Consider the following 23,601-nt stretch of genomic DNA (forward strand, 5'->3'; position numbering starts at 1 on the left):
GTTTTGGACCCACCTGACTCCATGCCGAACTCAGTAGTGAAACGAAACAGCGCCGATGATAGTGTAGCATTTGCTATGTGAAAGTAGGACATTACCAGGCTTCAAATTGTAGAAAGCCCGATTCGAAAGAATCGGGCTTTTTTACGTCTGCAGAAAAGTGAAATGTGCGTAATTAATACACACTCACATCAACACCTAGCACGCAGGGCGGGCGAGCATAGCGACTCCCGACGCTAGAATCACAACAAAAACCCTCAATATCCCAGTCGGCCAATACAGTAGCATTTACTACGTGACTCTCCACCGCTGTGGGTATCGTGACATTACACAAGCTTCACATTGTAGAAAGCCCAAATTTAACGATTCGGGCTTTTTTACGTCTGCAGAAAAGTAAAATACGCGCAATTAACACACACTCACATCTACACCATCAAGTAGGGCGGGCAAGCGTCGTGACTCCTGACGTTAAAATCACAACAAAACCCTCAATATCTCAGTCGGCCAATAAATTAGCATTTGCTACGTGACTCTCCACCGCTGTGGGCACTACGACATCCTACTGCGTAGCCCACCGACTTCAAATTGTAGAGAGCCCGTATCTAACGATTTTTTACGCCTGAAGAAAGATTAAATGCGAGCCAATAACGAATAATCTTAACCATAACATCATCAAGTACTTACATTAAATACCTTCATGATCTAACTAAACCCGAGAGGTTCGCGTTTTGAAAAGTGTAGTAAAGTTAAATGTAGGTGAATAGCGTACAACTCACTCAACTATCTTATTCATATTTAATCTTTTTTACTTTCTATAAAAGCTAATTACTTTCATTTCCTTAGATAACAAATTTAATTTTGCTTTGTTACTGTCTTTGATTTAGGATCAAATCAGTTTAAAACCAAGAACTAACAGCCTGTGTATAGATTATTAATTAGCGCCATATCCATTTTATTTTGTTTTTCTGCGTCGGCAGTTGAAGTAACTGATCTATATCAAGATATTTTAAAAGTGGATGACAAAACACGAGACACTCGATTAGCTGCGAGTCGTAAAGCTTTGCTCAATGTTTTAGTGAAAGTAAGCGGTGATGAAACCGCGGATCAAAATAAATTAGCACAGCAACGCACTAAAGATATTTCTGATTATATGCTTAAGTTTGAATATGACGAGAGAGCAAATGGACAATTGAAACTTGTTGTTAAATTTGAAGCTCGAAAGATCAATGCGTTAATCAAAGAGTTAAACTTACCTTTATGGGGAGTACAACGCCCGTTAGTCGCAATATGGTTAGGTATTGAAGACAATTGGCGCAGAGAATTAGTAACACAAGAAAGTTACCCGCAATTAGAGCAGTTAATTTATGACAAAGCAGGACGCCGTGGTCTGCCTGTCGTTGTGCCATTACTTGATTTACAAGATAGACGTTTAGTAGGTATTCCTGAGGTATGGGGTAACTTTTCTGAACCAGTAGAAGAGGCCTCTAGACGCTACAGTGCTGAGCGAAGTATTACAGCAAGAATGTATAAAGAAGCGGATAGCGAAAATTGGATTTTAGATTGGCGTTTTACTAATGATGATCAATTTGATTCAAATAGATTAACGGGCGATAAGCAGCAAATAGTGAGTCAAATGATTGATACCTTAGCTCGAGGCCTTGCAAGCGAGTATGCTATTGATCCAAATGCTTATTATGAACAAGCCGCGGCCACGCTAACATTAAAAGGCACGCAAAGTTTTGTTGATGTTGAATTAGCAAAACAAAGATTATTGAACTTAAGCGTTGTTACGCAAGTTAAAATTGTTCGTAAAACACCAGAATTTGTAGAATTTAAACTAAACCACACTGGTAACCTAAGCGATCTTAAAAAAGGGTTAGGGTTAGACTCCTCATTTAAAGATTATGAGGATCCACGTGCTTTTTATCATGTTGTTGATAAAAATAGCTTAGAGTATCAATGGATAACGCCATAATGCTAACTTCTGAGCCGATGCAAATGGCATTACCGGTTACCTTGCCGGATGACGAAACATTTGCATCGTACTTTGGTGGGGAAGATTCGTTAGAGGTTAACCATTTAAAAGATAGCTTTTCGAAGTTAGCTAAAAAGTTTCAGTATACTTATTTATGTGGGTTAGGTGATTCGGGTAAGTCTCACCTTTTGTATGCAACCTGCATTAAAGCACAAGAGCGTGGCCTATCTAATATGCTGCTGTCTATGCGCGAAGTAATTGACTTTGGACCTATGGTATTAGACGGTTTAGAAGCACTTGATGTTCTATGTATTGATGACGTGCATTTAGTTGCAGGCAATGATGCATGGGAAAAAGCACTATTTAACTTTTTTAACAGGTTTAACGAACCCGGAAAAATGTTAGTAGTAACTGCCGATTTACTTCCTAGCATGCTTAATATCTCGCTGCCTGACTTAGAGTCTCGCTTAACGTGGGGAACAACCTTTCAAATTCGTTCTATGAGTGATGATGATAAAGCACAAGCACTTGTTAAGCGCGCTCATATGCGCGGCCTTGAATTAAGTGATGAGTGTGCACGCTTTTTACTAACCCGTTTAAGCCGTGATATGCGTGCTTTATTAGATGTACTCGACAAATTAGATCATGCATCTATGGCAGCACAGCGAAAATTAACTATTCCTTTTATAAAATCAACGTTAAAGCTGTAGTAGGTCTAGAATCTAGACCCTTCTTTCAGTTATCATAAGCTATTATCAGAGCGTGTTTACCTTTCCTGATTGGAATTTGTTTAACTTAAGAGTGCTTTAATCGTGTCGTGAGGGCTTTAGCGTAGTATTTATATGCGAAACCCGAACAACAAAGAACGTAGCCTCCGAGATAAACACTTCAAACTGCATGTGTTTGGTCTTTATTTAGCGTTATTGCATCACTTATGTAGGAAACTACAGTCCAATGCTTAACCTTATTTAATAACCAACCACACTGTTGTAAAGCAATCTTGAAAGGCCAACACGCTCTTAAGCAATCACCTTCTGTGAAAGGTCAGGTATCGAATGAACTTAGAAAACATATTAGCGCAAGCACTTGAGGCGGTAGCCAGTGCCAGTGAAATAGCGCAGTTAGAAGATATCAGGGTTAATTACCTTGGTAAAAAAGGCGAAATCACTAGCTTACTTAAAACGTTAGGTAAAATAGCACCTGAAGAACGTAAAGAAGCAGGCCAAGTTATAAACCAAGCTAAACAAGATGTACAAGCTGCTATCAACGAAAAGCGTGAGTTGCTAGCAAGTAAAGCACTTGAAGAAAAACTAGCTGCTGAAACTATAGATGTAACTCTACCAGGGCGTGTTATGCCTACTGGCGGTTTACACCCAGTTACGCGCACTATTGAGCGCATAGAAAGCTTTTTCGGTGAGTTAGGTTTTGAAGTTAAATCTGGTCCAGAAATCGAAGACGATTTTCATAACTTTGATGCGCTAAATATTCCAGAGCACCATCCAGCACGTGCTGATCATGATACCTTTTATTTCAATCCTAAATTAGTACTACGTACTCAAACAAGTGGCGTGCAAATTCGTACTATGGAAACTGAGCAGCCACCACTGCGCATTATTTCACCTGGACGTGTATACCGTAACGATTACGACCAGACACATACACCTATGTTCCATCAGGTTGAAGGTTTAATGGTTGATACCGATGTTAGCTTTACTGAGCTAAAAGGTATTTTGCATGATTTTTTACGTAACTTTTTTGAAGAAGATATGGAAATTCGTTTCCGTCCTTCATTCTTCCCGTTTACAGAACCTTCGGCTGAAGTAGATGTTATGGGTAAAGACGGTAAGTGGTTAGAAGTACTAGGCTGCGGCATGGTACATCCAAATGTACTTAAGTCTGTGGGCATTGACCCAGAAAAATACACCGGCTTTGCTTTTGGTATGGGTGTAGAGCGTTTAACTATGTTGCGCTATGGCGTAAACGATTTGCGTGCATTTTTCGAAAATGACTTAAAATTCCTGAACCAGTTCCGTTAAGAGTGAAACAATAAAATGAAATTTAGTGAAAAGTGGTTAAGAGAGTGGGTTAATCCTGCTATTAATACGCAAGCTCTTTCGGAACAGCTTTCAATGGCTGGTCTAGAAGTTGATGGCGTTGAGCCTGCTGCTGCCAAATTTAATGGCGTAGTTGTAGGTGAAGTTGTTGAATGTGGACAACACCCAGATGCAGATAAACTGCGTGTTACCAAAATTAACGTAGGTGGCGATGAGCTACTTGATATCGTGTGTGGTGCACCAAATTGTCGTTTAGGTATTAAAGTTGCTGTTGCAACTGTGGGCGCTGTACTGCCTGGTGACTTTAAAATTAAAAAAGCCAAACTACGCGGCCAACCTTCAAACGGAATGCTATGTGCTTTTGTTGAGCTAGGTATTAGCGAAGAAGGCGACGGCATTATGGAATTGCCAAGCGATGCACCAGTAGGCACTGATTTACGTGATTACCTAGGTCTTGATGATAATATTATAGATGTTGATTTAACACCAAACCGTGGTGACTGCTTAGGTATAAAAGGTCTAGCACGCGAAGTAGGCGTTTTAAATAGTATTGACGTAAACGTATTAGATATTCCAGCTGTTACTCCAACAATTGATGACAAAGTATCAATTGAGCTAGTTAATGAATATGCATGTCCTCGTTACCTTGGTCGTGTGATAAAGGGCATTAACCTTGATGCAGAAACACCGCTTTGGATGGTTGAAAAGCTACGTCGCAGTGGCGTACGTTCAATCGACCCAGTAGTTGATGTTACTAACTATGTATTACTTGAACTTGGTCACCCAATGCACGCGTTTGATTTAAATGCGATTGAAGGTGGTATTAAAGTACGTAGTGCAAACGCAGGTGAAGAACTTGTTTTATTAGACGGTAACACCGCTAAATTAAACGACACAACACTTGTGATAGCCGATCATAACAAAGCACTTGCAATTGCAGGTATTTTTGGTGGTGAGCAATCAGGTGTTACAGATAAAACATCTGATATATTACTTGAAAGCGCATTTTTTAATCCTGTAGCAATTGCAGGGCAAGCACGTAGCTACGGTTTACACACTGATGCTTCACACCGTTATGAACGCGGTGTTGATTTTGCTCTACAACATGATGCAATGGAACGTGCAACAGCACTTCTTCTTGAGATTGTAGGTGGTCAAGCAGGCCCTGTAGTTGAAGCTGTTGCGGCTGACAAACTACCAAAAGTGACTGAAGTACGTCTTCGTCGTGCACGTTTAGACCGTGTTATTGGTCATCATATTGAAGATGCTAAAGTAACAGATATTCTTACGCGTTTAGGTCTTGATGTTAAAGTAGAAAATGAAAGCTGGAGTGCGGACGTACCAAGCTACCGTTTTGATATTCGCATCGAAGAAGATTTAATTGAAGAAGTAGCACGTGTTTACGGTTACAACAGCATTCCAAATGTTGCACCAACTGCAAAACTTAAAATGACGACACATAACGAAGCAACTATTGCACTTAGCAAGTTCCGTAATACGTTAGTGACTCGTGGTTACCAAGAAGCAATTACATACAGCTTTGTAGACCCTAAAGCACAAGCTATTTTACACCCAGAGTGTAAAGCAATGGTATTACCGCACCCTATTTCAATTGAAATGTCAGCGATGCGTGTAAGTTTAATGCCGGGTTTATTAGCGTCTGTAGCATATAACCAAAATCGCCAACAGCCTCGCATTCGTTTATTCGAACATGGTCTTAAATTTATAAGCGACGAAAGTGCAGAAAATGGTGTTTACCAAGTACCGGTTATTGGCGGCGTTATTACGGGTCTTGTAAATGGTGAACATTGGGTTGAAGAAAAACGTAACGTTGATTTTTACGACCTAAAAGGTGATGTTGAAGCCTTACTTGCAATTACTAATGACGTTACTCGCTTTGAAATTAAAGCCGAGCAGTCAGATGGACTTCACCCTGGTCAATCAGCTGTAATATATGTTGATGGCAAAAAGGTTGGTTTTTTTGGTGCTTTACATCCTCAAGCTCAAAAGTCGTTAGATATCAACAACGCAACTTTTGTTTTTGAAATTGAAATGTCAGCAATAGAAAAAAGAAATTTACCGCAAGCAGAAGGGGTGTCTAAATTCCCTTCAAATCGCCGCGACATCGCGATTTTAGTGGCAGACAGCGTTAAATCTGGCGACATTTTAAGCGTGATCGAAAAAGTTGGCGGAAATCAATTGGTTGACCTAAACTTATTCGATGTGTATAAGGGCAAAGGTATTGAGCCAAATTATAAGAGTTTGGCGATTGCTCTAACACTGCAAGCGGTTGATAGAACACTCGAAGAGAAAGATATCAATCTAGTAGTTGATAACGTGGTGGCCGAATTGGCCGAACAGTTTAATGCATCGTTGAGGGACTAGATATGGCGCTTACTAAAGCCGACATAGCTGAACACCTATTTGAAAAGCTCGGGATCAATAAAAAAGATGCCAAAGATTTAGTTGAAGCGTTTTTTGAAGAAATCCGCTCAGCGCTAGAAAAAGGCGAGCAGGTTAAGCTCTCTGGATTTGGTAACTTTGATCTTCGAGACAAAAAAGAAAGACCAGGCCGCAACCCGAAAACAGGCGAAGATATTCCTATTTCGGCACGTCGCGTGGTGACTTTTCGACCAGGTCAAAAGCTTAAAACCCGCGTAGAAGTGGGCACAAGCAAAGCAAAATAAAAAAAGGCAGCGTAAGCTGCCTTTTTATTTGCCTGAATAACCTAGTTATTAAATTATACCAACCTGCATAAATCTTTGATCAATTTAACGAATTAAATTGCACTATAACGTCGTTAAAAATGTTTTATTTAGAACAACTAGATACAAAAATTTTTGCCTAGTTCTAGCGTAATTCCCTTAACGTTAAATAGACCCCATATATAAGCAGATTGGTATTAGGTTATTTTTGCGATTATAAATTAAAACTCTCGAGGAGATACAAAATCACCTGCCATTATTTGCTGAAATGTTTGCTCTGCAAGTACATCTAGGCTGTCTAAGCTTTTACCATTCGTTATTAATTGCTGCTCAATTTCAAACACGTCAATATTTTCAATCCCCGACATTTGCGCTACTTTAGAAAATATATATGCATGCTTAAATTTATCATGTTTATAAAAAAGACTAATAAGTGATGTATACACTTCAGGATTCGGTACGTTGTCTTTTTTATTGAGTTCTAAAGTTTTATAAAGCAAATCGATGGTTTTTTCATCGTCGAACTTAATATAGTACGATGCTAAAAAAAATTGCATTTCGGCACTTTGCGTTACACTTTTATCATTTTCTATAGCCAATAATTTAGTCAACGCACTTTGGTTGTTATTTCGTGACCATTGGTAGTAGAGCAAACCTGGATGGTTCGTATTTTGGGTATCTTGATATAAGCGAGTCATTTCTTTAATGCTCGTTAATTGACCGTCAATACGTGACGTTTTTTTAGCTTTTAACTTAATATGTTCAATTTTGGCAGCCACAGTTATACATTGGTTATAGGATTCAAAGTCCTTGAGTAATTGGTATTTATTTTCATCAGTAGGGTCTTTGTATTCTATGTAACGTTTGATAATTACATCAGAACGCTCATCCTTGCAGTGGCTGTCTTTGTTTAAGTCGCTACAAAAGCCAGGTGTTTCTTTGCACACTTGTGCGAGTGTCAAGGGTTCTTCACACCCTGTCAACGTTAGCAAACCCAATAGTACACTTGCTTTTTTAAGCATCCCTTAACCCCAAATGAATATCTACCTTGTTATTCTAACGCAATCATTTAACGCCTAACAGTAGAGAATAACTTCAGATTAAATTAGAATAGCCCTGCCTGAAGTGCATTACTCTCAAAATATAGTGCATTTTTAAAGGCTATCCGTTCAAAATGATAAACTTAGGTAAATAAAATGACCTCATCTCACGAGTTAGAATACACAAATAGTTGGCAAGAGCGCCAAGATTACGCAGAAAGCATGCAACCAATCATTGGTAAACTTTACCGTAATCGTGGTATCGAAATCGCTGTATATGGCCGTCCTCTCGTAAATGCCAGTACTATAGATATTATCAAATCTCACAAAACCGTTGCTCAGTTTGAAGGCACTAAATTACGTTTGCGTGAAAGCTTCCCATTTTTAGAAGCTATCAGCAAAATGGAATTAAACTCTGCACGTATTGATATTGGTAAGCTTGCATATAGTTATTTGTTCACAGAAGCTGCAAAAGGCCGCTCAGTAGAAGAATTTGTAAAAGATGAACTTGCAGAAATAGCTGACTTACCAGCGAAAGAACCACGCGATGTTGTATTGTATGGTTTTGGTCGTATTGGTCGTTTACTAGCGCGTTTATTAATTGAAAAATCAGGTCCATATTCAGATTTACGTTTGCGCGCTATTGTTGTGCGTGGCGGTAAAGAGGGTGATCTTGAAAAGCGTGCAAGCTTACTGCGTCGTGATTCAATTCACGGTCCATTCAATGGCTCAATCACTATTGATAAAGAACGTAACGCAATTAAAGCCAACGGTAGCTACATTCAAGTTATTTACGCCAACTCTCCTAGCGAAGTTGATTACACTCAATACGGTATCGACAATGCATTAATTGTTGATAACACCGGTATTTGGAAAGACGAAGCGGGCCTTGGCCAGCATCTAGAGTGTAAGGGCGCTGCAAAAGTATTATTAACAGCGCCTGCAAAAGGTAATATCAAAAACATCGTATATGGTGTTAATAACAAAGATATTTTACCTGAAGATAAAATTGTTTGTGCAGCAAGCTGTACAACCAATGCAATTACACCAACGCTTAAAGCACTAAACGATAAGTTTGGTATTAATAATGGCCATGTTGAAACTGTACACTCGTACACGAACGATCAAAACCTTATTGATAACTACCACAAAGCAGAGCGCCGTGGCCGTGCCGCGGCACTTAACATGGTAATTACTGAGACAGGGGCTGCAAAAGCGGTTTCAAAAGCATTACCAGAGCTTGAAGGCAAATTAACAGGTAACGCAATCCGCGTACCTACACCTAATGTGTCGCTAGCTATTTTGAACCTTAACTTAGCAACAAGCACATCAGTTGAAGAGCTAAACGCATTTTTACGCGATACTGCACTTCATTCAGACTTACGTGACCAAATTGATTACACAGCATCAACGGAAATTGTTTCTACCGATTTAGTAGGTAGCCGTTACGCAGGTGTTGTTGATTCACAAGCAACGATTGTTGAAGATAACCGTATTGTTTTATATGTATGGTACGACAATGAGTTTGGTTACAGCTGCCAAGTAGTTCGTTGTATGCGCGATATGGCCGAAGTGTCATTCCCAAGCTTACCTCGCTAATTTATTTGCAGTGACTTAAAAGCCAGCATGTTGCTGGCTTTTTTGGTCGTGTATTATTTTTAAAGCGTATGCCTTGTGATAGGCTTTAATTAAGAAAATGCACATTCGTTTTACTATTTACAAAATAATGTCAGTTCTGTGAATTAATAAGCAGATAAACTTATTCAACCTAAAGGTTTTTTCATGAAAATCAGCAGCAATTTCGACAGTGGTAATATCAAAGTTATTGAAGCCACCGATCCTTTAAATATTCAATTAGAAATTAATAAAGATCACCAGTCTGAATTTTATCAGTGGTTTCACTTTCGTCTTGAAACAACGCCTTACCAATTGCATAAGTTAAATATTAATGAGCTTGATAAATCAGCTTACCCAGATGGTTGGGAAGGGTATCAAGCCGTTGCATCATATGACCGCCAAACATGGTTTCGTGTACCATCAAGCTATGAAAATGGCACATTAAGCTTTGAAATTGAACCAGAGTGCGGCAGCGTGTATTTTGCTTACTTTGCGCCATATAGTTACGACCGCCATTTAGATTTATTATCTTGGGCACAAAGCCAAGGCGCTTGCCAATTAATAACACTTGGTGAAACACTCGATGGCCGCGATATGAGTGTGCTTAAAATTGGTGAGCCAAGTGAAGATAAGAAAAATATCTGGATCACAGCACGTCAACATCCAGGTGAAACAATGGCCCAATGGTATGTTGAAGGTCTACTGCACAAACTTCTTGATGACGAAGACCCACATGCAGCTGCGCTTCTATCAAAAGCAGTATTTTACGTTGTGCCAAATATGAATCCAGATGGCAGCGCACGCGGACATCTCCGTACTAATGCTAAAGGCGTTAACTTAAACCGTGAATGGCAGACACCAAGCATGGAAAATAGCCCTGAGGTTTACCTAGTACTAAATAAAATGCGCGAAGCTGGCTTAGATATGCACTTAGATATACACGGCGATGAAGCTATTCCGTATAACTTTGTGGCAGGCAGTGAAGGTATTCCAAGTTACGATGCTCGTCTTAAAGGCCTTGAAGATAGCTTTAAAGCTGCGCTTTTAACTATTACTCCAGAGTTTCAAGATGAGCATGGCTATCCAAAAGATGAGCCCGGCAAAGCTAACCTTACGGTAGGTTCATCAGCTACTGCTGAAGAATTCAAAGCATTAACGTACACAATTGAAATGCCATTTAAAGACAACAACGATTTACCTGATCCAGACTATGGCTGGTCAGACCGTCGTTCGTATCAATTTGGTCAAGATACGTTAGCGGCAATTGTTAATGTTGTTGATAATTTAAGATAAAACATTTATTTGAAGGGTATCAATAGTTTTGATGCCCTTTTTGCTTTTAGTAAAATCCCTTTTACAAAAAATAATAATCATATAGCAACTTCATTCCAAAACGTTTTTAACGTTTCTTCGCCGCGTATCATCACCGTATCGGTACAAATCAATCTACTTTCCTTTAAATACTGCTGATGCAGTGCCTTGCAATAGCTACGTAATTAAATATTTTGAAAATTAAGTGTTAACAAAGTTGGGGTACTTAAGTTAAGATTAATTAAGTAATGAGTCGGGACGGGAGAGGTAAAACCTTATTTCGTGAAACTTATGTTGCGTAGTAGCTAAAGCAGAGTCTCGTAATTAAAAATAATAAATATAACTATAGAGGATATCCATGGAAGCTTTTGTAAGCGCTGTTAATGATGTTGTTTGGAGTAATGCACTCATCTATTTATGCCTAGGCGCAGGCTTGTTTTATTCAGTGTTAACTCGATTTGCTCAAGTTCGACATTTCAAAGAAATGTGTAAGTTATTATTTAGTCCTAACACGTCTGATAAAGGTATCTCATCTTTTCAAGCCCTTGCAGTATCGTTGTCTGGACGAGTTGGCGTAGGTAATATTGCAGGTGTTGCAGCAGCTATCGGTTTTGGTGGACCAGGTGCTATTTTTTGGATGTGGGTTGTTGCTTTTCTAGGTGCAAGTACCGCATATGCAGAATCTACTTTAGGCCAAATTTATAAAACAGAAGAAAACGGGCAATATCGTGGCGGCCCAGCGTATTATTTTGACCGTTGTTTAGGGCAAAAATGGCTAGCTGTTTTATTTGCTGTTTCGGCAATTATTGCATGTGGTGTTTTTCTGCCAGGCGTACAAGCAAATGCAGTAGGTAATGCGTTTACTCAAGTGTTTGGCGATGGCAATATGGTTTCTACTAGCTTTGGTGACGTAGGCAGCTTTAAATTGGTCGCTTTGGCAATTATCCTTATTGTTTTGGCGTTTATTATTTTCGGCGGAATAAAGCGTATTGCGAACTTTACGCAAATAGTAGTGCCATTTATGGCGCTTGGTTACATAGTATTGGCACTAATCGTAGTATTTTTAAATTTAGATAAAGTGGGTGATATATTTTATTTAATTATTAGTGATGCGTTTACTGCGCAGGCCGGTTTTGGTGCTGCTATTGGTTGGGGCGTTAAACGCGGTATATATTCTAACGAAGCAGGTCAAGGTACTGGGCCTCATGCAGCAGCAGCTGCAGAAGTTGATCACCCTGCTCAACAGGGGTTAGTACAAGCTTTCTCTGTTTACGTTGATACCATCTTTGTGTGTACTGCAACAGCATTAATGATTTTAATAACGCAGCAATACAACATTGTGGGTGAGTTACCAGCAGGGCAATTTATTGTTCAAAATGTTGATGCAGCCACTGAAGTGGGTTCAGCAGCCTTTACGCAAATGGCTCTATTTAGTGTATTTGGTAGTTTTGGGCAGGCATTTGTTGGCATTGCATTGTTCTTCTTTGCTTTTACCACAATACTTGCTTATTACTTTATTGCAGAGACTAATATTGCTTATTTAAATCGTTATTTTAAAGGCAGTATTCCGCTTGTTATCGTGAAGTTTGTGATTATGTTTATGGTTGCATACGGCATGGTAAACAATTCAGGTTATATCTGGACTATTGGTGATATTGGCGTTGGCTTAATGGCCTGGATCAACATACTAGGTATTTTAGCTATTTTCTTCGTAGCTAAGCCTGCTTTGTTATGTTTGAGCGATTATGAAGAACAGAAGAAAAAAGGCGGAAAGATCATATTTGATCCAGTTAAATTAGGCATTAAAAACGCCACGTTCTGGGAAAAACGCTTAGAGAAGCAGTCAAAAGACGCAGAGTAATTAAACTTAGTGGGCAACTTAGAAAATTATCGCCCCAAAATTAGTTATTGGTTTGAATTCAAAAAAGACAACGAGAAATAAAACAAGTACAATAAAGGCGCCGAAAGGCGCTTTTTTTATGCGTAGTATGGAGAGAAGTATGGCGATTATTCGTTGCCCAAAATGTGCAAAATCAATTTCAGATAAACATAAGCAATGTCCGCATTGCGAAAGCAACATTGCAGAGCTAAACGACGAGCAAGTTTTGCAACTTCAGCGCGAACAGCGAATTAAAAAAAAGCAGATGTTTATAAATCACTCCTTTTTGGCGCTTATCTTATTTTTAGGTGGTTTTTTCTGTTTGTACTTTTTACAACCGCAAGAAAAAACGCTTCAGTGGTATGCTTATACTGCGGCTATTGGCGTAGGGTGTATTTGGTATCTTATAAACCGAATTGTTTTAGTGACTCTAAAAAAGAAAAAATGACATGAATATCGACAATCTTGTACAAAATATTACTCCCGAATTATTCGAACGCTTACAATACGGTGCATCAACTGGCAAATGGCCAGACGGTACCGTTTTATCAGACGAGCAAAAGCAACAAACAGTGCAGTTGGTTATGTTGTATCAAGCAAAAGTGGCTCAATCAAACGAGCAATTTACGATTGGTGCTAATGGTGAAATGATCCAAAAGACAAAAGCTCAACTACAAAAAGAATTTAAATCAGACAACGAAATAGCTAGGTTTAGTGAACATGATCTTTAAGCACCTTTTTACACCGAAATGGAAACACCCTAAGCAACAAGTACGTCTTGATGCTATCGAAAAATTAGACATTGAACGTGATGCAACCATATTAAACACGTTAGCACTTGAAGACAGCTCAGCTGAAATACGCCGCAAAGCACTACAAAAAGTAAACGAGTTACCACTTTGGTGGAAAGCGTATAAACAAGATCAAGCATTAAAAGATATAGCAGAGCTTCAAATATCTAATGCTGTTTTAAATAGCGAAAGTGCACTAACACCGCAAATTAAAAACGAATACATAGAGCGTTTTGCACCCGTTAAAACACTCGAAAAGTTAGCGTTTGCAGAAAAAGAACTGCAAGTACGCGTTAAATTATTAAAACGTTTAGCAAATCCAAAACTAGTAGAAAAAGCATTTAAAGAAGGTAGCGAAGAGCTACAAACTCAATTAGTTGAACTTGTTATTACCCATCAATTAATTAAGCCATTAGTAAAGCATGCAAAGGATGGTGCAAAAGCAGCACTTGAAACGCATATTGAAAATGAGCGTTTAGCAATAGAAATGCCACTGCAGGTTGAAAGTGCAACACGTGTTATTTTAGCTAAGTTAAATGCTTTACGTGAAAAAACAGATTTTGGTGTTGTAAATCCACAAGCCGGCGAATTAATGGCCCAGTGGCAAGCACTTGAGCTCAAATGGCTAAGTGATGAGCGTGTTAAGCTTCTTGACGAAAAATATATTTCGATTACCACTAAGTTAGATGCACACATTGAACAGCTAAAAGCGATACACGACAAAGAGCAGCAAAAATTAGCGCTACAACAGCGCCAATTGCTAGCGCTTGCAACTGTTGAAGCGTTAAGTGAAGAAATAGAAAACGCCTTACAGCTAGGCCTTGAAACACCAGAGCAAATTCAGCAAGATTGGCTTGATGCAAAAGTAGCGCAAGCTAAGCAAGCTATTAGCGAAACAGAACTTGCTAACAATGCACAATCTAAACTGGCTGTAAGCAAGTTAGAAAAACTATTTACTCAAGTTGCTAAGTTACCTGAGCTAACAACGGCTATTAAAGAGTACAAACTCGCTTTTGCAGCATTATGCGAAATTAAGCCAGCAGAAGATTTAGCGCAATACGATGCAACTCTAACTGAATTTAATAATGGTTTTAAAGCAGCGCGTAGTCATTTAAATATTTTAGATGGTGCACTGCAAAGTACGTTTAAAACACAGTTAAATACGCATAAAAAGCAATTTTTAGCACCAATGAGTGAGCTAGTTAAGCCACTTGAAAAAAACCAAAGCCAAGCAAAACGCAAAGCTCGTGATGTTAAACGCCTAATTGAAGAAGGTCGTTTTAATGTTGCCTTTGGCGTGTTTAAAGGGTTTGAAGAGTTATTTAATACACTCACTGAGCAATATCAACAGCCGCTTGTAAATATAAAAGCGGAACTTGAAGCGCAACTTGCAGATGCTAAAGATTGGCAAAAATACGCTGCAGCACCAAAGCGTGAAGCTTTATTAGAAGAAGTAAGTGCATTAGTAAGTGAAGAGTGTACTGACCCACAACAACGCGCAGAGCAAGTAAAAGTGCTACGTAAACGTTGGAATGAGTTAGGTCGTTTAGATACAGATGAAGAAAAGCAACAAGGCGTGCAGTTTGATGAAAAAATCGAGCTGTTATTTGCACCTTGTCGTAGTTACTTTGCAGAGCAAGAAGTACAACGCGAGGCCTCAAAAGCACAACGCGAAAGTATTATTAGCGACATGCACGCGCTTCATTTACAGCCTACGGCTGAGGATGACTTTGATTGGAAACAATATGAAAGCCAATACAATCGTTTAAACAAAGCGTGGCGCAGTGTAGGTAAAGTTGATCCTAAAACATACCGTACACTAAACGATCGTTATAAAAGCGAGCAACAACAAGTACTGGCTTTATTAAACGCATTTCATAAAAGTAATGCCTTACTTAAAAATGAATTAGTAGAAAAAGCGCAGCAATTATCACAAAGCGATGATTTAGCCGCTGCGTGCCAAGAGTTGAAGCAAATGCAGCAGCAATGGCAAACAATTGGTTTTGCAGGTTTAAAAGCTGAAAATGCGTTATGGCAAAAATTTCGTCAATTTAACGATGAAACATTTACTAAACGTAGTAGTGAATTTGAGCAGCAAAAACTTGATCAAAATGAGTCAGATAAACAAGCAGTTGCAGAACTTGCTGAGCTTGAAGCAGCACTTAGCGATGTAAATCAAAGAGCACAGTTGCACGACCTAGAAACAAAAGTGAAAGGGTACACGCAATTTAGATCGTTAGCGCCAAAAGTTACTAAGCTACTAGCAGCTATTGACGATAAACTTGCATTGCTTACAAGCAAATCAGAGCAAGCTAATCTAGATGCGTTAATTACAGCACTTGAAAACAATGAAGCGTTGCCAAGTCAGTATCAAGCACCACTTAAAACAGCATTAAATACAGAGCAACTTATTACGCGCATGGAAATATTAGCGAACGTAAGTTCAACCGATAAGTCACTTAGAATGGCAGAACAAGTAGCCATGTTAGATGACAAACATCGTGGCGAACATGCTGATTTAAACTATTATTTAAAACAGTTATTAGCGCTCAGTGCTGGTTCAGTTGAACCTGACACACTAACGCGACTTAAAGCGACACTTGCAGCTTAATACACTAAAACCAGCGTAATATATGCTGGTTACTATTTTAATAAGCCGCTTTAATAGCGGCTTTTTTATGTACCACTAATTTATAAACAAAAGGGTTCTCATGAGAATTTTAGTTATTATCGCAGCGTTATTTTTAACTGCCTGTAATACCACGCAAGGCATATCAGTATATTCATTTACTAACTCTGAGGTTGAGTCTGTACTGGGTAAGCAATTACCAAAGTTAAGTGAAAAAGTAAGCTTAATGGGTTTGCCGGTTCAGTTTGATGTAAACGACTTAAGTGTAAATATTGGGCCTGATAACCGCGACGTTGTTGTTCTTGGTGCTGATTCAAGCGCTGAAATTAATGCATTCGCACTTAAATACCCAGTGCGTTTAAAGCTACAAATTGAAGGTAGCCCATTTTACGACAGTGAGAAAAAAGCGGTGTTTTTACGTAATATTAAATTACTTGATTCGAGTGTTGATGCCGGTGGTTTCAAAGGTAATTTAGGTGCACTTGATAGCCAAGCAATGGATGTGATTAATGCTTTTTTAGCGGTTAACCCTGTTTATACTCTAAATATGGATGACCCTAAAATGATGCTACTTAGTAAGCTTCCACTTGATATGAAAGTGGTTGAAGGTGCAATTAAGCTAGTACCTCGTCTATAAGTAGATCTACCTACTTATAATATACGTATTAATTAGCCTGACTTTCAGGCTAATTAGGTTTTAATATTATGGCGGCTCCTCGTACTGTTCCCACTTCTAGGCTTTCTCGCTTAGCAAAATTAGGCTCACTTGCCACAGGTGTTGCTACCAACATGTTAGTTGATGGCGCTAAGAGCGCGCTAACAGGTAAAGGTTGGGACAATAAAAGCTTACTGCTACAACCTAAAAACATTGAAAAACTAGCTATACAACTATCTCATTTACGTGGCGCCGCAATGAAGCTCGGGCAATTGCTTTCAATGGATGCCGGTGATTTACTTAGTCCTGAATTGGCTCAGTTACTTGCTTTACTGCGCTCAGACGCGAGTCCAATGCCTCATAAGCAGCTTGTTGAAGTGTTAAAAGAGCAATGGGGGGATGAGTGGCTAGCGCGTTTTTCTCATATTGAATTAAGACCTTTTGCAGCGGCTTCTATAGGGCAAGTTCATTTAGCTTACAAGGAGAATGGTGAGCAACTGGCTGTTAAAATTCAATATCCTGGTATTGCAAAAAGTGTAGTAAGTGATGTCGATAACGTTATTTCTTTATTAACGATTTCTCGATTATTGCCAAAGGATCTTAATATTAAACCACTTATTAGTGAGGCTAAAGCGCAGTTATTAGCCGAGGCTGATTATAAGCGGGAGGCTCAGTATTTAATACGTTATAAAAATGCACTAGCAACTAATCCCCACTTTAAAGTGCCTAACGTATATCCAGAGCACAGCACACAACAAGTACTTACTATGGAATATATAAAAGCAGAGCCCATTGAGAGCATTACAGAGCTACCTGATAGTCAAAAAAGCTTTGTTGCAGAGCAACTTATTGATTTGTTTTTTAAAGAAATGTTTGAATTTAAATTAATTCAAACCGACCCTAACTTTGCCAACTTTCATTATCAGCTTGATACACAAAAAATTGTTTTATTTGATTTTGGTGCAACCCGAGAAATATCAACAGAGCTTAGTTTAGCGTATTTAGCTTTATTTAAAGCGGGTAGTGAAAACAACAGAGAAGGTGTACTTAAAGCAGCTTCACATATTGGTTATTTTAAAAATGGCTTAGTTGATGAGTATAAAAACAACGTCATTGATTTATTCTTAATGGCGTGCGAGCCACTAAGAGCAGAAGGAAAATTTGATTTTAAAAACAGTGAACTCGCGCTCAAAATTAAAAATGCAGGGCTTGCCCTTAGTTCGCAATCTCAGCAATGGCACGCACCGCCCGTTGATGCCCTATTTATTCACCGAAAACTTGCAGGGCTTTATTTAATAGCCGCAAGGCTAGGTGCAAAAATAGATGTGAAAACGCTATTTCAGCACTATTTATAGCGTTTTAATGGGTACGTGAGTGCATTTTAAGTAATGAGTGCACTTAGTGTGTAAAATTGCCATAATACTCGCGATATTTCGCGAGGTGCATTTATGATAAAACAATTTTTAAACGATCCTAAATTATTGCTAAATGCAGTAGGTGAAGGCATATACGGTTTTGACCTATCGGGTAATGCGGTGTTTGTTAATCCTGCCGCTGAGCGCATGACGGGCTGGCGGGCTGAGGAGCTATTAGGTAAAAAAATACACCAATATCATCACCATACTCATGCTGATGGCACACCTTATCCCGCAGATGAATGCCAAATATATTGCACCATGTTTGACGGAAAACGTCGTGAAGTTAAAAATGAAGTTTTTTGGCGTAAAGACGGCAGCTCATTTGCAGTGGAATACACCTCAACACCGGTTTATAAAAATGATGAGTTAATTGGTGCTGTAGCGGTATTTCGCGATATATCACTGCAACAACAAACACAAAATGCTCTGCAAGAGGCACTTGAGCAAGTAAATCATTTAAGTGAGCAGCTAAAAGATGAAAACAACTACTTAATTGCAGAACTTAACGAAGATTGGCAAGACTCCGGGCTAGTTGGACAAAGTCATATATTTCAAACCATGTTAGATCAAATAAAACTGGTAAGTGAAACCGACAGCACAGTGCTTATACTTGGCGAAAATGGCACGGGTAAAGAATTAGTAGCCCGTAATTTGTATCGACTAAGCAAGCGTAGCGAACAAGCTTTTATAAAAGTAAATTGCGCCGCATTTACCCCAAGTTTGCTAGAATCGGAACTTTTTGGCCATGAAAAAGGCGCATTTACAGGTGCCAATGAACGCCGTAAAGGGCGTTTTGAACTTGCTGATAAAGGCACCTTGTTTTTAGATGAAATAGCAGAGCTTCCACTTGAGGCGCAAAGTAAATTACTGAGAGTCCTGCAAGAACAAGAGTTTGAACGTGTGGGTGGCAGCAATACGCTAAAAGTAAATATTAGAGTGATTGCAGCGACTAACCGCGACCTGTGGGAAATGGTACAAAAAGGCACGTTTAGAATTGATTTGTATTATCGGCTTAATGTATTTCCTATAAAAGTACCCGCCCTTAAAGATCGAAAAGAGGATATTCCTTATTTATGCGCTAATTTAATTGCGCAGATAAATAAACGACTGGGTAAACACTTAAAAGGGCTAAGTAAAAAAGCAATTACGCAGCTGCAAGCCTACAATTGGCCAGGCAATATTAGAGAGCTGCAAAATGTACTTGAACGCGAAGCTATTTTATCTAATCAGGTTGTACTACAGCTAAGTCAGCCTTTGCAAGCGGGTGGTGAAGTAGTTATTAACCCTTCACTTACGCTTGATGAAGCGCAAAAGCAGCATATAACCTCTGTTCTTGTGTTATCGCACTGGCAAATATCGGGTGATAAAGGGGCAGCAGTTAAATTGGGCTTACCTGAGAGTACACTACGCTCAAAAATGCGAAAGTTAGGGATTGCTAAAAATTCGTGATATATCGCGAAGCGCGTTTAATATCGCGAATTTTATTTTACTGCGTTGAAATAAACTGTTTAGTATCAATGATATAAATAAATTTTCAGCTTGGTCTGAAAGTTGCAAATACTTGCATAATACCCGTCATTATGAAGCAAGTACTATGAAGTTTGATATTAAAGAAGAAGACATGATCATTAAGCCCTATAACACCGAAGGGCCAATTTATATCCGCGAGCAAAAAGGATTTTTTCAGCGCATACGCCGTAATTTAGGTTGGCTGTTAATGCTAACTTTTATTGCAATACCGTGGATCCAATATAACGGACAACAAGCTGTGCTGCTTGATGTGGCAACGCAAACTTTTACTATTTTTGGTTTAACACTCCTTCCTCAAGATTTTATGATTTTAGCCCTGCTATTTATGGTGGGGGCTTTTGCATTATTTTTTGTAACTAACTGGCTTGGTCGGGTTTGGTGTGGTTATACGTGCCCGCAAACAATATGGATGCTCATGTTTTCGTGGGTAGAGCAACGCATAGAAGGGACTCGAAATCAGCGAATTAAATTAGATAAATCACAGTGGACGCTAAGCACTTGGCGCAAAAAAATAACTAAGCACAGTGCGTGGATTGTTATTTCAGTTTTAACCGCCACCTCGTTTATGGCATATTTTATTCCGGCAAAAAGTTTGTATATGGAAATGCTTACGTTTGAGTGGTCAGGTATAACGAGCTTTTGGGTGTTTTTATTCGCTTTTTGTACTTATGGCAATGCAGGGTTTTTACGCGAAAAAATGTGCACTATTGCTTGCCCGTATTCTCGTTTTCAGGCTGTTATGTTTGATAAAGATACGTTGCTTGTTACATATGATAACGAGCGTGGTGAAAGCCGAGGACCACGTAAACGCAAAGCTGATCCAAAAGAGCTTAACTTAGGTGACTGTGTAGACTGTAACTTATGTGTAGAGGTATGCCCTGCAGGAATAGACATTCGAAATGGCTTGCAATATGAATGTATAAACTGTGGCTTATGTATTGATGCCTGCGACGATACCATGGAGAAATTTGGTTACGAAAAAGGCTTAATTAAATACGCGAGTGAAAAACAAATGGAAGGTAAAAAAACCAATCCATTTAGGTTAAAACTAGTAGGATACGGCGCATTAACGGCTTTGTTAATCATTTCTATGTTTGCATGGATGCTGCAACGTACACCAATAGAAGCCTCAGTACTACGCGATAGGAATGCGCTTTATAGAGTGAACTACGAGGGCCTTGTAGAAAACCCTTATACACTTACTATTATTAATAAAACGCAGCAAGCACTGCATTACAGTATTGCCATAGAGGGTTTACCAGGGGCAAAGCTCTCAAGTCCGAGATCTACGCTTGTACAACCGGGTGCGATGAAAAGAGTCCCCGTTACTATAACAGCCGATGGTTACGATATTGAGCGTAAAGTGAGTAAGTTACAATTTATTGTAACAGCGCAAGAAAACGCCAGCATTACAATAACCAAAGATAGTCAGTTTTACAAAAACTAAGATTGATAAAGCAAGGTCAATTATTTTATATCAGTTGGCCTTGCTTACTTTTTAAGTTGTGAGAAATAAACTGTTTAGCGCTATCTAAATCGGTAAATATGCACTCACTAAAATTAACGTTTCTTTTTGCACACTCTAAAATGCGCTTCATTTGATTTATAGCGATAGCGGATGTGAGTACAAACGCGCTACTTAGGCAGTTGTTTGCTTTCATTAAATGGCTAATATCTATCATTTCTTTTTCTGCCTCAGGCGTTGCAGCCAAAACATCAAAAGAATCACTAATATAGGCCCAAGGCTGATTTTTGAGTGACTGTATTTTTTCGCATAGTTCAATCTTAAACGCACGAAGAAGCCCTGAGGTGATGTATCCCGAAAAGTGAGCGATAATAACGTTATTTTCAGTATAGAGGCTTACCTGTCCATATTTGTTTTTAAACCCCAATGTATACTCCTTGAATTTGAGGGAAGGCTAACCTTATACCTTTAAATTCAATAAAACCAGTTCTTTTGGGTTGTTTTTTGTTATCAGGTTGTTTCTTTGTTGGGGCGGGTACTTAATTTAATGAGTACCCGCTCCTGAACAGTGGTTAATCTTTTGTAGAGGTTGTAATGTAATTTAGCGCGCTCGTTATAACGGCGACTTGTGCCAAAATACATTCTTCATCGGTGGCTGTTGGGCTATCTGGGTACACTTCTGTAGTAGTTACATAGGGTGCATCAGTAAAGCCCATACATAAACCTAAATCGCGTGCTGCATAGTTAATCACGCCAAATTGCTCTTGAGGTACGCCTATTAGCTGGTTGTTTTCATCGCTCGGTGCAATATGAGTGACCTTTGCAACGCTTTCTATAATGACTTTTTGAAACTCCGGCTCAGGCTTTTTGGTATCTGCAACTAAATAAAACCCGTCAGGTATGTTCCAGTTAGTATTTGTAGTGCCTTCACGCGCAGCGAGTGCGGGTCTAAATTCACTGTTATCGCTATCTGTTGTTTCGTGTAAATCAATATGAGCGATTAAGTCAGTACCTAATGATTTTACAAACGCCATAATAGCGGCTGATTCTTGAGCTGGGCTGCCCTCGTAAAATGAGCGATTAGGATCAATAGCGTCTGGGTTCCAGCGGTTTATAGTTTCATATCCCCAAGGGCTAATGCAGGGTGCAATTATAATATTAAACTGTTCGCAATATTGCATAGCCGATGTTTTAGCAAACCTAAGTGCGCCATGTACGCCACTGGTTTCGTAGCCATGTACACCACCGGTGATTAAAACAGTTGGTTTATTAGCATTAAAGTTAGGCGTTTTTAATATATATAATGGGTAAGTGCCAGCGGTGTAATTAAGCTCGCCGTATTGCTCTATATCTAAGGTGCTCTTAAGGTCATTAATTAGCGTTACGACTTCGTTTTGGTAACTGCGTTTGATGTTTTGGCGTGCTAACCACTGGGCTTTATCGCTGTTATTCCATTTTTGTCCAGGTGTGCCAATAGGGTATGTGCTGTTAGTCATAATAAACCTTTATATCAATTGTTATTAGCTCTCCTATAAATAAGGAGGGCAATTACAATTGGTAGAGTTACTTAATAAAGGCGTAGCTTAACGCTGAGTAAATTAGCGTGCAAATTAAAACGTTAAAGTCATATTTTTTATAGCGCGCGATTGCTGGGATTTAATATAGCTTTGGTTTGCGTATTCACCCGAAATACTACCGAATCGATCGCGTTTCACACTAATTGTTAAATCACACGCTTTACTTTGATCTACTTGCGAGCTGCTAAACATATCTAAACTTTGCAGATCTATTTCAAGGCGCGAAGTGTTAAGCGCAAAAAACGTTGATTGTAAAAGTGTTTCATTATTATTGTTAGTGCAGCTACTGCTAAGTTCTACTTGGCTAGTACTATTAGGATCAGTGCCATCTAACTGAACTGTAAGGGGACTATTAATATCAAAATTTTGATTGTTACTCGGGGTTAAAATAATAAAATTTAAAGGCAACTCCACGCTCGAATTAGCATTTATACCATCGTCCCGTTTAAATTTTATATCAAACTGTTGGTTATCGTCAGTGGCATTTATATACGCTTGGTAATCAACGTCTAAAAAGTCGGTATCTTTTGTAAGTACAATAGCAGTGCTATTAACAACAGCTTGTAATGAGTCGCTATCGCTTAAAACAATGTTAGAGCCATTAGCATCGCCTGCATTTAGTTCTGCGTTAACACGCGTGCGGTTACCGTCAGAAACTAGTTCAAAACCTGCCCAAATACCTTTTGTTTTTATTAAATCCGACTCTGTTTCTGACGTGCAAGCGCATAATGCTAAAATTAAAGCCGTTGTGGTAATGCATTTTTTAAGCATGTTAGCTCCTTTAAACCACTTAATTAGGCTGTAAATAATTGTTTAATTGGGGATATACCTAACAATTATATGAAGTGTAAGTTTGTATATGTGCATTGTTACACAACAAGCTATCTATAAATGTTTAAATTTGTTAATGGTTGTAAATAAAGTATTAACCACCAGGTTTAAAAACTAACTTACCAAT

General features: G+C 38.9%; 19 protein-coding genes and 1 rRNA gene. 16 read left to right on the forward strand and 4 right to left on the reverse strand.

What is annotated here, in order from left to right:
- The 6 genes from rrf to ihfA all read left to right on the forward strand — a co-directional run.
- Window positions 1-100: ribosomal RNA gene (gene rrf / locus I6E82_RS19985) — 5S ribosomal RNA — on the forward strand; the annotation flags it as partial.
- Between the two features lie 816 nt (window positions 101-916).
- Complete coding sequence (locus I6E82_RS14510) at window positions 917-1,972, forward strand: DUF2066 domain-containing protein (protein WP_010554011.1); 1,056 nt, start codon at window positions 917-919, stop codon at window positions 1,970-1,972.
- Window positions 1,972-2,682 (forward strand): DnaA regulatory inactivator Hda, encoded by a 711-nt coding sequence (gene hda, locus I6E82_RS14515; RefSeq protein WP_007580342.1) that lies wholly within the window; start codon window positions 1,972-1,974, stop codon window positions 2,680-2,682. The genes I6E82_RS14510 and hda overlap by 1 nt, the downstream gene beginning before the upstream one ends.
- Window positions 2,683-3,027: 345 nt before the next feature.
- Complete coding sequence (gene pheS / locus I6E82_RS14520) at window positions 3,028-4,008, forward strand: phenylalanine--tRNA ligase subunit alpha (protein ID WP_002960692.1); 981 nt, start codon at window positions 3,028-3,030, stop codon at window positions 4,006-4,008.
- Window positions 4,009-4,023: 15 nt separating this feature from the next.
- On the forward strand, window positions 4,024-6,411 hold the full coding sequence (pheT, locus tag I6E82_RS14525) for a phenylalanine--tRNA ligase subunit beta (protein WP_197118165.1): 2,388 nt from the start codon (window positions 4,024-4,026) through the stop codon (window positions 6,409-6,411).
- 2 nt (window positions 6,412-6,413) lie between these two features.
- Complete coding sequence (ihfA, locus tag I6E82_RS14530) at window positions 6,414-6,713, forward strand: integration host factor subunit alpha (protein ID WP_002960690.1); 300 nt, start codon at window positions 6,414-6,416, stop codon at window positions 6,711-6,713.
- A 239-nt stretch (window positions 6,714-6,952) separates the two neighbouring features.
- On the opposite strand, the gene I6E82_RS14535 is transcribed toward ihfA, so the two are convergent.
- Window positions 6,953-7,753: a DUF2989 domain-containing protein gene (locus tag I6E82_RS14535; protein ID WP_024605015.1), complete on the reverse strand. Its 801-nt coding sequence runs from the start codon at window positions 7,751-7,753 to the stop codon at window positions 6,953-6,955.
- Between the two features lie 174 nt (window positions 7,754-7,927).
- Here I6E82_RS14535 and I6E82_RS14540 point away from each other — a divergent pair, with 174 nt between their 5' ends.
- The 10 genes from I6E82_RS14540 (at window position 7,928) to ccoG (ending at window position 21,048) form a co-directional block, all read left to right on the forward strand.
- A complete protein-coding gene (locus I6E82_RS14540; protein WP_197118166.1) occupies window positions 7,928-9,370 on the forward strand; it encodes a glyceraldehyde-3-phosphate dehydrogenase in 1,443 nt (480 codons plus the stop codon).
- Window positions 9,371-9,553: 183 nt separating this feature from the next.
- On the forward strand, window positions 9,554-10,681 hold the full coding sequence (locus tag I6E82_RS14545; RefSeq protein ID WP_024590544.1) for a M14 family metallopeptidase: 1,128 nt from the start codon (window positions 9,554-9,556) through the stop codon (window positions 10,679-10,681).
- A 376-nt stretch (window positions 10,682-11,057) separates the two neighbouring features.
- Window positions 11,058-12,560: an alanine/glycine:cation symporter family protein gene (locus tag I6E82_RS14550; RefSeq protein WP_010554016.1), complete on the forward strand. Its 1,503-nt coding sequence runs from the start codon at window positions 11,058-11,060 to the stop codon at window positions 12,558-12,560.
- Between the two features lie 139 nt (window positions 12,561-12,699).
- Window positions 12,700-13,026, forward strand: coding sequence for a hypothetical protein (locus I6E82_RS14555; RefSeq protein ID WP_007580349.1), 327 nt, complete (start codon window positions 12,700-12,702; stop codon window positions 13,024-13,026).
- A gap of 1 nt (window position 13,027) precedes the next feature.
- The gene (locus I6E82_RS14560) at window positions 13,028-13,309 is read left to right on the forward strand and encodes a YeaC family protein (RefSeq protein ID WP_007378333.1); all 282 of its coding nucleotides are present in this window, start codon (window positions 13,028-13,030) and stop codon (window positions 13,307-13,309) included.
- Complete coding sequence (locus tag I6E82_RS14565; protein ID WP_197118167.1) at window positions 13,299-15,980, forward strand: DUF349 domain-containing protein; 2,682 nt, start codon at window positions 13,299-13,301, stop codon at window positions 15,978-15,980. Before I6E82_RS14560 ends, I6E82_RS14565 begins: the two co-directional genes overlap by 11 nt.
- 100 nt (window positions 15,981-16,080) lie before the next feature.
- Complete coding sequence (locus I6E82_RS14570) at window positions 16,081-16,635, forward strand: DUF1439 domain-containing protein (RefSeq protein WP_002960677.1); 555 nt, start codon at window positions 16,081-16,083, stop codon at window positions 16,633-16,635.
- Window positions 16,636-16,703: 68 nt separating this feature from the next.
- On the forward strand, window positions 16,704-18,008 hold the full coding sequence (locus I6E82_RS14575) for an ABC1 kinase family protein (protein ID WP_197118168.1): 1,305 nt from the start codon (window positions 16,704-16,706) through the stop codon (window positions 18,006-18,008).
- A gap of 93 nt (window positions 18,009-18,101) precedes the next feature.
- Window positions 18,102-19,520, forward strand: a complete 1,419-nt coding sequence (locus I6E82_RS14580) for a sigma-54 interaction domain-containing protein (RefSeq protein ID WP_197118169.1) — start codon at window positions 18,102-18,104, stop codon at window positions 19,518-19,520.
- A gap of 145 nt (window positions 19,521-19,665) precedes the next feature.
- Complete coding sequence (ccoG, locus tag I6E82_RS14585) at window positions 19,666-21,048, forward strand: cytochrome c oxidase accessory protein CcoG (protein WP_197118170.1); 1,383 nt, start codon at window positions 19,666-19,668, stop codon at window positions 21,046-21,048.
- Window positions 21,049-21,073: 25 nt separating this feature from the next.
- On the opposite strand, the gene I6E82_RS14590 is transcribed toward ccoG, so the two are convergent.
- The 3 genes from I6E82_RS14590 to I6E82_RS14600 all read right to left on the reverse strand — a co-directional run bounded on the left by I6E82_RS14590 (window position 21,074) and on the right by I6E82_RS14600 (window position 23,414).
- On the reverse strand, window positions 21,074-21,493 hold the full coding sequence (locus tag I6E82_RS14590) for a hypothetical protein (RefSeq protein WP_197118171.1): 420 nt from the start codon (window positions 21,491-21,493) through the stop codon (window positions 21,074-21,076).
- Between the two features lie 145 nt (window positions 21,494-21,638).
- Entirely contained in the window at window positions 21,639-22,562 is a 924-nt protein-coding gene (locus I6E82_RS14595; RefSeq protein WP_197118172.1) for a M14 family metallopeptidase, read from the reverse strand.
- Window positions 22,563-22,676: 114 nt separating this feature from the next.
- Window positions 22,677-23,414 carry a hypothetical protein gene (locus I6E82_RS14600; RefSeq protein WP_197118173.1) on the reverse strand — a complete coding sequence of 246 codons (738 nt, stop codon included), beginning with the start codon at window positions 23,412-23,414 and terminating at the stop codon, window positions 22,677-22,679.
- Between the last annotated feature and the right edge of the window lie 187 nt (window positions 23,415-23,601).

This window comes from Pseudoalteromonas sp. NZS11 (assembly GCF_015864765.1).
Classification (GTDB): Bacteria; Pseudomonadota; Gammaproteobacteria; order Enterobacterales; family Alteromonadaceae; genus Pseudoalteromonas; species Pseudoalteromonas arctica.

Bases quoted from the DNA above. Each gene is read 5' to 3' on its own strand.
- hda (WP_007580342.1), top strand. From the start codon at position 1,972: ATGCTAACTTCTGAGCCGATGCAAATGGCATTACCGGTTACCTTGCCG.
- pheS (WP_002960692.1), top strand. From the start codon at position 3,028: ATGAACTTAGAAAACATATTAGCGCAAGCACTTGAGGCGGTAGCCAGT.
- pheT (WP_197118165.1), top strand. From the start codon at position 4,024: ATGAAATTTAGTGAAAAGTGGTTAAGAGAGTGGGTTAATCCTGCTATT.
- ihfA (WP_002960690.1), top strand. From the start codon at position 6,414: ATGGCGCTTACTAAAGCCGACATAGCTGAACACCTATTTGAAAAGCTC.
- I6E82_RS14535 (WP_024605015.1), bottom strand. From the start codon at position 7,753: ATGCTTAAAAAAGCAAGTGTACTATTGGGTTTGCTAACGTTGACAGGG.
- I6E82_RS14540 (WP_197118166.1), top strand. From the start codon at position 7,928: ATGACCTCATCTCACGAGTTAGAATACACAAATAGTTGGCAAGAGCGC.
- I6E82_RS14545 (WP_024590544.1), top strand. From the start codon at position 9,554: ATGAAAATCAGCAGCAATTTCGACAGTGGTAATATCAAAGTTATTGAA.
- I6E82_RS14550 (WP_010554016.1), top strand. From the start codon at position 11,058: ATGGAAGCTTTTGTAAGCGCTGTTAATGATGTTGTTTGGAGTAATGCA.
- I6E82_RS14555 (WP_007580349.1), top strand. From the start codon at position 12,700: ATGGCGATTATTCGTTGCCCAAAATGTGCAAAATCAATTTCAGATAAA.
- I6E82_RS14560 (WP_007378333.1), top strand. From the start codon at position 13,028: ATGAATATCGACAATCTTGTACAAAATATTACTCCCGAATTATTCGAA.
- I6E82_RS14565 (WP_197118167.1), top strand. From the start codon at position 13,299: ATGATCTTTAAGCACCTTTTTACACCGAAATGGAAACACCCTAAGCAA.
- I6E82_RS14570 (WP_002960677.1), top strand. From the start codon at position 16,081: ATGAGAATTTTAGTTATTATCGCAGCGTTATTTTTAACTGCCTGTAAT.
- I6E82_RS14575 (WP_197118168.1), top strand. From the start codon at position 16,704: ATGGCGGCTCCTCGTACTGTTCCCACTTCTAGGCTTTCTCGCTTAGCA.
- I6E82_RS14580 (WP_197118169.1), top strand. From the start codon at position 18,102: ATGATAAAACAATTTTTAAACGATCCTAAATTATTGCTAAATGCAGTA.
- ccoG (WP_197118170.1), top strand. From the start codon at position 19,666: ATGAAGTTTGATATTAAAGAAGAAGACATGATCATTAAGCCCTATAAC.
- I6E82_RS14595 (WP_197118172.1), bottom strand. From the start codon at position 22,562: ATGACTAACAGCACATACCCTATTGGCACACCTGGACAAAAATGGAAT.
- I6E82_RS14600 (WP_197118173.1), bottom strand. From the start codon at position 23,414: ATGCTTAAAAAATGCATTACCACAACGGCTTTAATTTTAGCATTATGC.